This window comes from Novosphingobium resinovorum, from assembly GCF_027922145.1.
Lineage (GTDB): Bacteria > Pseudomonadota > Alphaproteobacteria > Sphingomonadales > Sphingomonadaceae > Novosphingobium > Novosphingobium resinovorum.
In genome coordinates this window covers 17,542-30,379 of sequence record NZ_BSFC01000029.1, presented here as the reverse complement: position 1 = coordinate 30,379, position 12,838 = coordinate 17,542, and the positions used below count along the sequence as shown (strand labels likewise).

The 12,838-nt window shown below is 66.1% G+C and carries 15 protein-coding genes; 4 read left to right on the top strand and 11 right to left on the bottom strand.

The genetic code is table 11. The features are described 5' to 3' along the window. Nucleotides 1–74 precede the first annotated feature (74 nt). The 4 genes from PKE80_RS18075 to PKE80_RS18060 form a co-directional block, all read right to left on the bottom strand. Nucleotides 75–563: a FecR/PupR family sigma factor regulator gene (locus PKE80_RS18075; protein WP_271183675.1), complete on the bottom strand. Its 489-nt coding sequence runs from the start codon at nt 561–563 to the stop codon at nt 75–77. Continuing rightward, nucleotides 556–951, bottom strand: coding sequence for a sigma-70 family RNA polymerase sigma factor (locus PKE80_RS18070; protein WP_271183674.1), 396 nt, complete (start codon nt 949–951; stop codon nt 556–558). The genes PKE80_RS18075 and PKE80_RS18070 overlap by 8 nt, the downstream gene beginning before the upstream one ends. Nucleotides 952–1,157: 206 nt before the next feature. Continuing rightward, nucleotides 1,158–1,376 (bottom strand): hypothetical protein, encoded by a 219-nt coding sequence (locus PKE80_RS18065; RefSeq protein ID WP_271183673.1) that lies wholly within the window; start codon nt 1,374–1,376, stop codon nt 1,158–1,160. A 215-nt stretch (nt 1,377–1,591) separates the two neighbouring features. Further along, the gene (locus PKE80_RS18060) at nt 1,592–1,900 is read right to left on the bottom strand and encodes a hypothetical protein (protein ID WP_309298997.1); all 309 of its coding nucleotides are present in this window, start codon (nt 1,898–1,900) and stop codon (nt 1,592–1,594) included. A gap of 396 nt (nt 1,901–2,296) precedes the next feature. Between PKE80_RS18060 and acpA the strand changes: the two genes are divergently transcribed. Next, a complete protein-coding gene (acpA, locus tag PKE80_RS18055) occupies nt 2,297–3,943 on the top strand; it encodes an acid phosphatase (protein WP_271183672.1) in 1,647 nt (548 codons plus the stop codon). Nucleotides 3,944–3,979: 36 nt separating this feature from the next. On the opposite strand, the gene PKE80_RS18050 is transcribed toward acpA, so the two are convergent. The 7 genes from PKE80_RS18050 to PKE80_RS18020 form a co-directional block, all read right to left on the bottom strand. Continuing rightward, nucleotides 3,980–5,128: a class I SAM-dependent methyltransferase gene (locus PKE80_RS18050; protein WP_271183671.1), complete on the bottom strand. Its 1,149-nt coding sequence runs from the start codon at nt 5,126–5,128 to the stop codon at nt 3,980–3,982. Beyond that, nucleotides 5,125–5,457 (bottom strand): hypothetical protein, encoded by a 333-nt coding sequence (locus tag PKE80_RS18045; RefSeq protein ID WP_271183670.1) that lies wholly within the window; start codon nt 5,455–5,457, stop codon nt 5,125–5,127. The genes PKE80_RS18050 and PKE80_RS18045 overlap by 4 nt, the downstream gene beginning before the upstream one ends. Before the next feature lie 23 nt (nt 5,458–5,480). Next, entirely contained in the window at nt 5,481–6,848 is a 1,368-nt protein-coding gene (locus tag PKE80_RS18040; RefSeq protein ID WP_271183669.1) for an MFS transporter, read from the bottom strand. A 40-nt stretch (nt 6,849–6,888) separates the two neighbouring features. Then, a complete protein-coding gene (locus PKE80_RS18035; protein WP_271183668.1) occupies nt 6,889–7,461 on the bottom strand; it encodes a cupin domain-containing protein in 573 nt (190 codons plus the stop codon). Between the two features lie 14 nt (nt 7,462–7,475). Beyond that, a complete protein-coding gene (locus tag PKE80_RS18030) occupies nt 7,476–8,333 on the bottom strand; it encodes a phytanoyl-CoA dioxygenase family protein (RefSeq protein WP_271183667.1) in 858 nt (285 codons plus the stop codon). 13 nt (nt 8,334–8,346) lie between these two features. Beyond that, entirely contained in the window at nt 8,347–9,429 is a 1,083-nt protein-coding gene (locus tag PKE80_RS18025; RefSeq protein WP_271183666.1) for a DUF3089 domain-containing protein, read from the bottom strand. A 137-nt stretch (nt 9,430–9,566) separates the two neighbouring features. Continuing rightward, on the bottom strand, nt 9,567–10,493 hold the full coding sequence (locus PKE80_RS18020; RefSeq protein WP_271183665.1) for a LysR family transcriptional regulator: 927 nt from the start codon (nt 10,491–10,493) through the stop codon (nt 9,567–9,569). A 189-nt stretch (nt 10,494–10,682) separates the two neighbouring features. Here PKE80_RS18020 and PKE80_RS18015 point away from each other — a divergent pair, with 189 nt between their 5' ends. The 3 genes from PKE80_RS18015 to PKE80_RS18005 are packed head-to-tail and all read left to right on the top strand — an operon-like array spanning nt 10,683 to nt 12,758. Beyond that, on the top strand, nt 10,683–11,849 hold the full coding sequence (locus PKE80_RS18015; protein WP_271183664.1) for an LLM class flavin-dependent oxidoreductase: 1,167 nt from the start codon (nt 10,683–10,685) through the stop codon (nt 11,847–11,849). Between the two features lie 8 nt (nt 11,850–11,857). After that, nucleotides 11,858–12,442, top strand: coding sequence for a cupin domain-containing protein (locus tag PKE80_RS18010; protein ID WP_271183663.1), 585 nt, complete (start codon nt 11,858–11,860; stop codon nt 12,440–12,442). Nucleotides 12,443–12,467: 25 nt separating this feature from the next. Beyond that, nucleotides 12,468–12,758 carry a DUF1330 domain-containing protein gene (locus tag PKE80_RS18005; RefSeq protein ID WP_036527016.1) on the top strand — a complete coding sequence of 97 codons (291 nt, stop codon included), beginning with the start codon at nt 12,468–12,470 and terminating at the stop codon, nt 12,756–12,758. Nucleotides 12,759–12,838 lie beyond the last annotated feature (80 nt).

Sequence of the window (12,838 nt, the reverse complement as noted above, 5' to 3'; positions counted from 1 at the left end):
GATGAGCCATTCCTTGTCCGTCAGTTCATACCGCCGCCGCGTCATACGCCCTCCGTTTCCGAAGGCCGTCTGAATCACGCCAAGGCCGACAACTCAACCCGATTTATGAGTTCACGCCCTAGTGACAGCCCCGAACCGTCGGGCAGCACCAGCCGACGCCGTTGCCCTACCGCACTGGCAAAGCGCTCGGCGCTTGCCGAAGCCTTATCGCCCGCGCGACCGAGAAGCCAGTATCCGGCCGCAGGCAACGCGATCGCACCCGCAATCCCGGCCGCGATAGCCTGTCGGCGCGCGAGCATCGGCTTGCCCTTGCGCCACGCCCCGGGCCATCGCACCGCAGCGGGACGGGTCGAAGGCAGGGCAAGCCCCTCGGCGCCGTCCTCGAGCGCATCGACCAACGCGGTATCGCCCATCATCCGGGCCATCCGCGCGAAGGCGCGCGCATTGTCGGGCGAGGCGTCCAGCCATGCCTTCAGTTCCTGCCGATCGGGCGCGGTCAGTTCGTCGAGCCGATCCACCCAGTCGGCGGCGGTTTCCCGTATCGGGGCCTTGCGTTCATCCATGCCTGTCGTGCCCTTCACTCTCCCCATCGAGGTCGTCTTCGAGTGCCAGCGCGAGGTCGGCCATCGCCCGCACCAGGTGCTTTTTCACCGCCTCCACGCTGAGGCCGAGTTCCCCGGCGATCTCCTGCCGCGAACGGCCGTCCATAAGCCGCATCCGAAACACCGCGCGCCGCGCCGGGGTCAGCCGTGCCAGCGCCGTCTCGAAGCGTTCGTAGCGCTGACGATAATCCAGTACTTCGTCGGCGAGCGGCAGGCTGCACATGAGGTCCAGCATATCGACATCGCCGATCCGCTGTGCCTTGCGCGCGCCCGCAATGATGACCGAGTCCGCAACCCGATAGGCATAGGCGAGCGGATGCTCGATCGCCTGCCGCCGCTCCTGCTCCATGACCCTGATTCCTGCACCACGCCCTCCAAGCCGTCCGGATCGCGCACGCGCTTGCGGACATAGCTGCGCAGCCGTTCCATGCCGCCCAGCAGGGAATTGCCGGCCTTGCTCATCAGCATTGCGCGGCTCTCCTCCGGCGGCTGAAACCTCCGCGCCGCCCCTGCAGAGCGTACAAGGCCCCCGGCGGGGACAGGACCGCGACGAAATCAGTAGGCATAGCGCATCCCCAGCGCGACCGTCCGGCCGCTGCGCGTGCGCGCGAGCAGACGTTTGGCGGTGCGGTCGGTATATTGCTCGATCGGCGTATCGGTGATGTTGCGCGCCTCGACCGAAGGCTGCAGGCCGGGGCGCAGCATGGCATGGGCCGCGAAGTCGATCGTCGTGCTCCCCCGGATCCGCGTACCGATATTGCCGTTGTTGCCCACTCCGTCGCGATACGTGCCGCGATAGGCTAGGGCGACGCGCGCATCCCAGCCGTTTCCGGTGTAGTAAGAGCGTGGCGTTGCCCGACCAGCGCGAAAGGTCGATCAGCGGCAGCGACACGGCGGTATCGTCGTAGATCACTTCGCTGTGGCCCGAGGCGAAAGTCGCATTCGCCTGCACGCCGAGCCCGTCGAACGAGGCGGGCAGAAACCGCAGGTCACGCTGCACCGCCGCCTCGACACCGAGGATCGAGGCTCCTGAGCCATTGAGCGGACGCACCACGTTGTAGAGCGTATCGGCATCGGCCGGGATAGAGGAACGCCGTCGGCAACCCGGTCTGCGAATAAGGCATCAGCGTGGTGGCCGAGGTGATGAACGAATCCATCCGCTTGTAGAACGCCCCTAGCGAGGCATAGCCGTCACGGCCCATGTAATGCTCTACAGCAAGGTCCAGCGCCGTCGCGGTGCAGGGGCGCGGCGATGGGTTGCCGGTCTCCACCGTGCCGCCGAACGGGGTAGAGTTCACCGACGCCGGTGCGCGCAAGTCGGAGACATCGGGCTGGTTGACATCGCGGATGCGCCGCAGCGTAAGATCCCGTGCGACGGTCGGCGGGGGAGAGCGGCCGGCAGCGGAAACGGGGACAGAAAAAAGTTGTGAAAGTTCAAAGGCTTATTTATTACATTTTTGCCACATTGTGATTTTAAAATATACATTTAAATAAATATCTTAATATTCTCGATAAATATTATAACAAGAGAAATAAAAACTAACTGACAATCTACGCATTAATTTTGAAATTCACCTCAATCGAGCATAAGCGTTCACGCGATTCAAACGCTGACGCACTTGTCGGATTTGCGATTGACGAAGCCCCTTGCCTCGGCCCAGACGACAGGCAAAGTCGCACTACCGAGGACATCCATGACCAAGCCCGAATCCCCCCGCCCGGGTTCGCTCAATCCCGATCGCCGCCAGTTCCTCGAAGGGCTTGCCGTCCTTGGCGCAGCCACGGCGGCAGGTGCTCCCGCCGCCGAAGCTCGCACGACCAAAGCCGCGTCGCACGGTGCGGTCAGCGACGCCCGGCTGCGCGAAGCGATCGATACGGTCGTGGTGATCTACGCGGAGAACCGCAGCTTCAACAACCTCTTCGCCGATTTCCCCGGCCTCCAGCAGCCGCTGTCGAAAGTCCCGGCCGAGCGCTCTGCCCAGCGCGACCGCGATGGCAAGCCGTTCGAGACATTGCCGACGATCTGGGAAGGCCTCGTTCCCGACAGGCAGGTGGTCGAGCATACCGAGTACCTGATCGGCCCCGACGACCTCGCCCCCCTGCCCAATGCCCCCTTCGCGCTGAAGACCAAGGAGGGTGACCCTCTTCCGCATGGCGTCGTGACCCGCGACCTTGTCCATGCGTTCTACAACAACCAGATGCAGATCAATGGCGGGCGCAACGACGGCTTCGTCGCCTGGGGCGACAGCGGCGCGCTGGTCATGGGTCACTATGGCGACAGCCGCGCACAGTTGCGCCTCTGGCAGGTGGCGCGTGAGTTCACCTTGTGCGACAACTTCTTCATGGGCGCTTTCGGCGGCTCGTTCCTGAACCACCAGTACCTGATCGCGGCGCGTCCGCCCTTCTACACCGATGCGGACAAGAGCCCCGCCGCACGCAAGATCGCCCAGGTCGAAGGCGATGACCCCACCGGAATCCGACTGAAGCTGGAAGCGCGCAGTCCCGCCAGCGCGATGGACGGTCCGCCGAAATTCGTCCCCAACACGTTGTCGCCGGATTTCTGGGCGGTGAACACGATGCTGCCGCCTTACACCCCCACCTACCTGCCCGACCCGGAAAAGCCCGGCTATGCGGACTGGTCCAACGGCAGCACGCTGATCCCGCAGGATCACCGGACCATCGGCGACATGCTCTCCGCGCGCGACATCGGCTGGGCCTGGTATGCTGGTGGGTGGAATTCAGCGCTCGGCAAGGACGCTTCGTTCCCCGCCCGGCCCAACCTGCAGCCGCATCACCAGCCGTTCAACTATTATTCCCGCTTCGCCCCCGGCACGAAAGACCGCGAGGAGCACCTGCGCGACGCGGGCGAGGGCAGCACCGCGCGCACCAACCGCTTCCTCGCCGATGCCGAGGCGGGCCGCCTGCCGCCCGTCAGCTTCTACAAGCCGCAGGGCAACCTCAACATGCACGCGGGCTATTCCGACATCGACGCGGGCGACCGTCATATCGCCGCAGTCATCGACGCCCTGCGCGCCAGCCCGCAGTGGGAGCGTATGATGATCGTCGTCACTTTCGACGAGAACGGCGGCTGGTGGGACCACGTCGCCCCGCCCAAGGGCGACCGCTGGGGACCGGGCACCCGTATCCCGGCCATCGTCATCTCGCCGCGTGCCCGCAAGGACTTTGTGGATCACACGATCTACGACACCGGATCGATCGCCCGCTTCCTCACCCGTCGCTTCGGGCTCGCCAAGCTGCCGGGTCTGGCGATGCGCGAAGAGGCGATGCGCGCGGCCGGCGGCGTCGCTCCGGGAGACCTGACCGGAGCGCTCGATCTCTGATCGGAGCGCCGGTCAGGCCCCGGTTCAGGCCCTGCTTCAGGCCACTCCGGAAGCGACGAACCACGAACGGAACACGCCTTCGCTCTCCGGCCCGTACCGGAACGGACCGCTGCGCGCCGCCGGGCTGGTCGCCTGATAGCCGGTCTCTACCGAGGAAAACCCGGCCGCCTCGAACAGCGAGCGATAATCCGCGCTGAGCGCACCGCGCCAGTTCGGCTCGTTGTTGTACTGCGCTTCCAGTTCGCCTGACAGTTCGACCCATGCATCGGAATTGTCGTGCAGCAGCGGCACCTCGAGGTGGACCGCGACGCCGCCCGGACGCAGCAGGCGGCGGCTTTCGGCAATGATCGCCATCGTCGCGGCCTGCGACGTTTCGTGGAACATCACACAGCTGAACACGAGGTCGAAGCTGCCGTCCTCGAAGTCGGTCTTCTCCGCGCTCTGCTGCGAGAAGTGGACGCCCGCGCCCAGATGCTCGGCGCGGGCATGGGCGTAGCGCAACATCGATGCGCCGACGTCGATGCCGTGGACTTCGGCGCCCGGGAAGCAGGTCGCGGCGGGCACCGTGCTGGTGCCGATGCCGCAGCCCATGTCGAGGATGCGTCCGGGGTTCAGGTCCGGGAAGCGGGTGAGGACGTGCGCCATCGCGGTCTGCCCGCGCAAGTCGTTGAGCATGCCGCCGTTGCGTCCGAGCATGTAGACCGCGCCGCCGCGATCCATCATCGCGCCCTGCAGGATCGAGCCGTCATCGTGCGCATTACCGCCCGGCATCAGGTGAATGTCGCCGCGCCGGATGTAGTCAGGCACCGCGAAGTCAGGATCTGTGCGCACCGAACCCAGCGGCGCCTCGATCGCGGCGAGGTCTTCGAGGTCGCCCGCCTGCCGCTCGACGCTGGCGGCAACGCTGGACCACAGCTGGCGCTGCGATTCCCGCTTGAGCGAGAGCCAGGTCGAGAAGCTCTCATGCTGCCCCATGCGTTCGCGCAAGGCGGCGGCGGTGTTGTTGGCACCGGCGCTGGCCTTCTGCTCAGCGGCGGCGATGCGGGCCTGCACCGGCTCGATCTGGCTCATGACGTAGAGCTTGAGATCGCGCACGAAAAGCTGTTCGGCCAGTTCGTCATGGCTCGGTACCGCGATCAGCGGGTGGTCGAGCTGGGCACGGCGTTCGGACATCTGTTCGCTCACGGCAGGGTCTCCTCGGCAGGGGCGTTCATTGCGGCCAGTTCCGCCTCGGCGGCTTCGCGCAAGGGGCGGAAGACCTTGTCGAGCGTGGCCTTGCGCAGACCTTCGCGCTGCGCGGCGGCCTCCGCATCGGGTTCGAAAGCATCGACAGCACCCGCGGGCAACGTGCCCGAGGCGGCCAGAAGCCGCTCGGCAGCGTCGAGGCGGGCGCGCAGCACGGTCACTTCCGAAGTCAGGCCGACGATCATCGCCAGCAGTTGCTCGTCCATCGGTCGGCTGCCGTCGATGGCGTCGAGCCGGTTGGGCGTGCGGGGCAGGGATTTACGCGTCATGACTCGGGGAAGCTCTTTTTGCGTCAGTTGGACTGTACTCCGACTGGCTGCAACGTCGAGGCGGGCGGCTCAACCGCATCCTCGGCTGTCTCCGGCAGGCGATAACGCAGCATGATGATGCTGGCGATCACGGCGGCGAGCGCGGGCACCAGCGAGACGGTGACCATGATGCCGGTTTTGACGCTCGCGGGCTGCTCCTCCGCCCCGGCGCCGGTGGAGGAAACGAAGCCGGTCCAGCTCATGATCGTGCTGAACAGGAAGATGCCGAACGCCGACGTGCCCTTCTCCACCATGACGAAGACGCCCGCGAGCATGCCTGCGCGGTTCTCGCCCTGGATGCGGCGGGAATAGTCCATGGTGTCGGTCAGCACGGTGTAGAGGCCGAGGAACACCCCGCCGCTCGCCGTGCCGGACAAGGCGCAGGCGATGTAGATGAGCGGGAAGGGCGAACCCGACGGGATCAGTGCCCAGACGGTGTAGGCCACCGCGCACAGGCTGCCTGCGCTTACCAGAGCGTTGCGGCGCCCGAAACGGCTGGCCATGCGGACCCACAACATCTGCGAGATCACCATCATCGCCGTCTGCACGGCGAAGATCGTGCCGAGCGCGGTGTCGGTGACGTGCAGGACGTGGCGGGTGTAATAGGGGATCGCGGTGATATGGACCGCAAGGCCCGAGAACAGGATCAGCTTGAAGCCCATCAGGCACAGGAACGGCTTGTTGGACCACAGCGCCGCCCATGTCGCCGCGAACGATCCGGTGGGCTTCTTCTCCGCCTCTACCGGGTGGCGCTCCTTGAGCAGCAGGAACGCGGCGATCCCGCCGAGCGCGATGGCAATGCCCAGCACCAGCGCGACATGACCGTGCCCCGCGCGGTCGCTCCCCAGCCGCGCCAGCAGGAACGGCGCCGCCGAGGTCGCCGCGAAGCTGCCGAGCGAGGAGCCATAGACGCTGAAGGTCATCAGCCGCGAACGGGCGTGGAAATCGTCCGTGATCGCGCGCCCGATCGCCAGATAGGGGATGCGAAACATGGTGTAGGCGGTCGAGTAGAGCAGCAGCGTGAAGCCCACGTAGAGCCACATGTTGTCACCCTGCAGCCCGCCCGGCACATTGAAGAGCAGGATCATCGACAGGCCTGCCAGCAACCCACCGCCTAGCAGGTAGGGCCGGAACTGGCCGAAGCGCGTGCGGGTACGGTCGCCGATGTAGCCCATCAGCGGATCGGTCATCGCATCGTAGATCTTCGCCGCGACGGTCAGCATCCCGGCCAGCGCGATGGCGAGGCCGAGCGAGTCAGTCATGAATCGCAGGTGCAGCAGCCCTACGGCGCTCACCAGCGCGGCGGAAGTGAACGAGCCGATCGCCCATCCGATGTACGCGCTCTTCTTCATTCCGGCACCTCCGTGAATGGTCTCGACCTGCATGATGCCGTCACTGGTCGGTCCACACCCTGGTCATGTCCGAGCTGCCGACCTTGGGGCAGCCCTCCCTGGGCAGCTGGACCGCGACCATGAACGAGCCTTCCGGGCCGGACTTCGAGATGTGCCCCTCCCCCGTGCAATCCTCAGCATAGGCGAGGTCGCCGTGCTTCAGTTCGTACTCGGTGCCGTCGTGCAGACCGATGATCATGGAGCCGAACAGCGGGATCAGCAGGGTCGGGTTGTTGGCGACATGGAAGCCGAAGCCCGCATTGGGCTGCGAACCGCCAAGGGTCACGCGAAAAGCCGTGCGGCGCAGCAGCGTGGCGATCTCCTGCCCGCGCGGCTCCACCACGTCGAGCTGTTCGGCGCGGGTGAGGCCGTCCGGGCCGGAGTAGAGGTGGAACACCCGCTTGATCCACGGCATCGGATCGCCGGTGCCCTTGAATTCCATCGGGAAGCCCTGTCCCGGCAGCGGCTTGACCGCTGCGGGAGCCTCGGCCGCATCGGCGTAATGGGACAAGCCCATCATCGCCATCAACATGCCGCCACCGGCAAGGAAATCGCGCTTGCTGTGCGTCGTCATCGCGGGCGATCTCCTCAGGCGGCTTCGCGGCGGGCGGGAGCGAAAGCGCGAGGCTCGCTCTCGGGACGCTGCCAGATCAGCGGCAGGTTCTCGCTGGGGGCGGGGTGGACGCCCTCGGGCTGGGCAAGGACGTCGACGCCCGGCACCGGGGTCAGGCCCTCGCGCGGGCACCAGTAGCTGTCGTCGCCGATCATGCGCATGGCAAGGCCGGTGCGCGCGAGGGTGTCGGAATCGTTGCCCTTGGAATAGTGCGGGATATCGACGTGGAACAGCACCGCGTCGCCCGGCTCCAGATCCCAGGTGACGAAGCGGAACGGGAAGTCCGGATTGTCCCGCTCGGCCTGGAAATCGGGAAAGCGGAAGGTGCCGTCACCCGCCGGGCCGAAGCGCGATCCGGTTTCGATGCAGAACTTGTGATAGCCCGCGACGAACTCGATCTGGCCGTTCTCCCTGTTCACCGGCGAAAGCGCGACCCACAGGTTCGGGATCATCGTGCCGGTGAAGGGCCAGAGGTGGTCGGCGTGCCACTGCATGATCGAGGGCGAGAGCGGCGGCTTGCGGAACAGGTGATCGTGGAACATCTGCACGTTGTCCGCGCCGATCACCCGGCCGACGATCTCGCCTGCGGGCGAGTTGAAGACGAAGTCGCGGAACGGGCCGGGCTTGCGCCACAAGTGCGCGACCGAGATCATCGCCCCGTGCGAGGGGCCGGTCTGGCCGTAGGCCTCGGGATCGCTCTCAACCGCGCGCGCCGCTTCCTGCATCTTCGCGATCCATTCGGCGTCGAACATCTGGCGCAGGCAGACCACGCCGTCGCGGGCGTAGTCGTCGATGTCCTGCTGCGTGACGGGATTGAGAGGTTCCTTGTTCATCGTCTTTCTCTTCTCAATTTGCGGAGGGCCGGGGTGTTGATGGCCGGGGATGGGCTGCAAGCCATGCGCGGGCGCGCAGGATCGCGTTCTGGCGCACGTCCTCGTAGAAAAGGCCGAGGTCGTGGTAATGCATGCTGTCTCCCGGCAGCGGCTTGAGGCCAAGCGCGGGATCGGGATCGACCACTAGCAGCCCACGTTCGCACTTCGCGGAGACGGCGTGGGGAACGATGGCCTTGATGGCGCTCTCGTCAGGCGCGCCGGGAACGGCACCCTTCGCGGCATCGCGCGGGGCGGCGGGCTGCGAGCGGTCGAAGGTCAGCGGATTGATGCACAGGATCGTCGGATCGGCGCCCTGCGGCAGCACCGTGCGGTTGTAGGCTTCCGCGAAGGACGCCGTTTTCGCAAGGTCGGCGCTGGGCAGGATCGAACTCCAGTGCACCACGCAGCCGATGCTGTCGGGCTTGTCGCACATCTTCAGCTTCGAGTCCGGCCGGTCGTACTTCGACGCAGGGAAGGTGATGCCGACGTCATACGCCGCCACCATGCGCGCGGCGAGCGGCTTGCCGTCGATCTCCTCGTCCAGCAGCCGCTCGAGATGCGCGGCGCCCTGGCTGTGGCCCACGAGGATGAAGGGGCGGCCCTTGTTGTAGTGGTCGAGGTAATAGCGGAACGCGCGCTTCACGTCGCCATAAGCGAGCGCGAAGGCATCCTCGCGGATCTTGCCGCCTTCCTTCTGCGCGCCGCTGGTCGCCTGGCGATAGCGCGGGGCGAAGACGCGGCAGCAGCCGTTGAACACCCCGCCCTGCCGCGCGATAACGCTGCCGTCGGTCCAGGCGTTAGTCGCCTTGTCCGACACCGGCTGGTTGTAGCGATCCATCGAGCGATCGGTGGTCGGGTGGATGTAGAACACGTCGACCGGCAGGTTCTGCCGCGCCGTCGATCCCGGCGCGACCGCTGCGGCGGCGCCCTCGTTCCGGCCGTCAGCGGCCCAGCTGGATGCGCGGGCGTAGTTTGGGGCGGGTGGTACTTGCGCCATGAGAGGCGCGGCTGAGGCAAGGCCGGCGATGGCCGTCAGGATTCGGAATAGAGGCTTCACGTCCGCTCGTTCTCTTGTCTGAAGAGGAGATGGAGCCGGGATTCGGAAGGCCTCGCCGATCCGTCACGACCCCTTCAACCTGATCGGACGAAAGCGGGTTGAAAAGCTTACAAATCTCGGCAGGCGATAGAGTTTCCTTATACTGCCGCGGTCAGGGCGCGATCGCTCCGGTACGACTGGCGAAGTTGCGACGCGAACCGCCGTACCGATGCGCTCTTGTAGCTGCCATGCACGCTGAGCAGGCCCAGGGCGGGCGCCTCTACCCGCGTGTCGGGTACGCGGCAAAGCGTCCCGGCCTCCAGCTCGGCCGCGACGAGGTCGTCCGGCAGCATGCCCAGTAAGCCGCCATCGAGCACGAGAGAGCGGATCAGGCTGATCGAACTGGAGCGAACCGCCGCCTTGGCAGGCGTCATGCCCAGATGCTGGAGCATGGCGAGCAGGCCCTTGGCCTCATCCTGATCGGGCGCGAGGTTGGGCACCGCGACTTGCGCCCAGTCATGCGGGGCGAGCGGCTGGCCGGAAGCGATCTCGTCGAAAATGCGGTGATCGGGTCGCGCGAAGACCGAGTAGAACTGGCGGACCAAAAGATCGAAGTCGAACTCCTCATCCTCCGGATCGACGTTTGCGTTGGCGCAAAAGGCAAGGTCGATCTCGCCCTGCCGCAGCCGCTCGTGCAGTTCGGAACTGTAGCCCTCGACAATGCGCAGGGCGACGTCGGGGTCGGTTTCGCGGAACTTCGCGACGATGCGGGAGAACTGCGCGTTCACCATCACCGGGTGGACGCCCAGCTCGATGATCTGCGCGCGGCTGCTGCGCTCTACTTCGGCGAGCAGGCGATTCTGCTCGCTGACGATCAGGCGGGCGCGCACGATCAGGCGCTCGCACGCCTCGGTCGGCTTGATGCCGCGCGGGCCGCGAATGAACAGCGAAAGGTTGAGGCTTTCCTCGAGCTGGCGGATGCTCCAGGTCAGCGCGGGCTGCGACATTCCGAACAGTTTCGCGGCCTTGCGAAAGCTGCCGGACTCGTAGACCGCGATCATACGCTCGAGTTTGGCGATGTTCATTGCTGCCTCCTTCGTGGCGTGGAGGCGGACGATCGATCAAGCCTATAAAGAAGAGTAATAGATAATTTGGATTATCCGCCCTGCGAGGGGATGGCACGGCATGGGTTCACCCACCTTGCGGCCGCGCCCAGTGTGACCGGTGCCGAAACAGGGCGCCGCTGCCGCGCGCCGCCCTTACGGAGCCGTCCCATGTCGCTAGAAATCCTTGGAGTCCTGCTCCACCGCAACGCATCGGAGATCAGCCGCGGCGGCGGCCCCGCGTTCGATGTCGACATGATCGAGAAGATGGCCCGCGCCTTCGACGAGAACGACTTCGACCGCGTCCTGATCCTGCAGAACTCCTTCGCGCCCGATCCTTTCGCGATCGCCAACTATGCGGCGGCAGTGACGGAAAAGCTGGCCTTCATGGTCGCCCACCGCCCCGGATTCATCGCGCCGACCATGGCCGCGCGGATGTTCGCGACGCTCGACAACCTCAGCGGCGGCCGCGCCGGGGTCCACGTCATCACCGGCGCCAACGACACCGAACTGGAGTGCGACGGAGACTTCCACACCAAGGAGGAACGCTACCACCGCAGCGCCGAGTACGTCGAAATCATGCGCAAGGTGTGGTCCAGCGGCACCCCGGTGGACCATAACGGCACCTACTACCGGTTCAACAGCGCCTTGTCGGAACTCAAACCAGTCAATGGCGCCATTCCGGTGTACTGGGGCGGCTCCTCGCCGCTGGCGCTGGAGAAGGGCGCCGAAGTCGCGGACGTCTACGCCATCGGCGGCCTCAAGCCGCTCGACCAGATGGCGGGCACCGTCGCGCAGATCCGCGATGCCTGGGGGCGCACCGGCCGCCCTGTCCGCATCCAGACTTCGGTGCGCGTGATCATCGGCGAGACCGAGGACGCCGCGTGGAAGGCCGCCGCCGATGTCGTCGAGGCGCTGCGCGAAACCGCGCTCGAACAGCAGCGCAAGATCGCCGGCAGTGACGAGGCGCTGAGCACCGGCATGCGCCTCGACCCCAAGCTGGCCACCACCAAGGGCGGTTCTGGCCGAGAGGAGCTGGAGGCGATCGCGGGCGGCATGGACCTGCTCGACAAGCGGTTGTGGACCGGGATCACCAAGGCGTCGGTCAGCTTCTCGACGCCGATGCTGCCGCCCGCGCTGGTGGGCACCGCCGAGCAGGTCGCCGATGCGATGATGGACTATTACGCGATGGGCATCACCGGCTTCCTGATGCGCGGCTTCGATCTCTACGGCGACATCGCCCTGCACGGCCGGGAACTGATCCCCACGCTGCGCCGCCTCGCCGCCGAGCACGACGCCCGCGTCGGCCAGACCCAGCCCCAGAACCAGCCGGCGTGAGGACCGTCATGAAGCGCTTCATCCCCATCCTTGCAGCAGCGTTCCTCTCGGGCGCCTGTTCCGCCGCCGACCGCCCCGCCCCCACACCGCCGCCGGTCTCGCCGCTATCGCCGGGGGCCGAGGCGTTCCGCGTGCTTCACATGTACGGCGGCGACGACGGCGAATCCCACCTCGAGATCAAGGACCTGCCGCGCACCGGCGGCGTCCCCGGCAAGAGCGTCCAGACCCGCCTCTACGCCACCGACGTGGAGATCGGCGACGCGCTGCCCGGCGACTTCATCGACTATCACGGCGTATCGACGCCGCGCTTCCTGATCGTCCTGTCGGGCCAGCTGGAAGTCGGCTTCGGCGACGGATCGAAGCACGTACTGTCCAAAGGCGACATCGTGCTCGCCGACGACGTGACCGGACGCGGCCACACCTCGCGCACCATCGGCACCGAGCCGGTGCGCATCCTCACGGTGCGGTTGCCCAAGGAAAACAGCTTCCAGCCCAAGCTCAATCCGTGCCCTGAAGGCGTACCTGCCGAGCAGTGCGTCAGCGCCCGCCTCACCGGCCGGCAAACGGGCGCACCGCCCTCCGACAAGAAGTAACCCACACCAAACCTAAGGAATCGACGTGGCAGCATATATCGTAGCAACCGTGGTCATCACCGACGCCGAGAAGTTCGGCGCCTACGTAAAGGCCATCGCCGGTCTCAGCGAAAAGCACGGCGGCGAATACCTCGTGCGCGGCAAGGTGAGCGAAGTGCTCGAAGGCGACGTCAATCCCGACGAGCGCGTGGTCGTCTCGCGCTTCGAGACCGAGGAAGCCGCCCTCGCCTATGCCAAGAGCCCGGAATACAAGGCCGGTGCGGCGCTGCGCGAAGGCGCGGGCACCGTGCAGACGCGCCTGATCATCGCTCCCTGAGAGTTTGAGTAGAAAATGCCCGATTGGGCATTTTCTACACGGCACCGGCCCACGCCCCCACCCGACCTCCCATCGGTAGT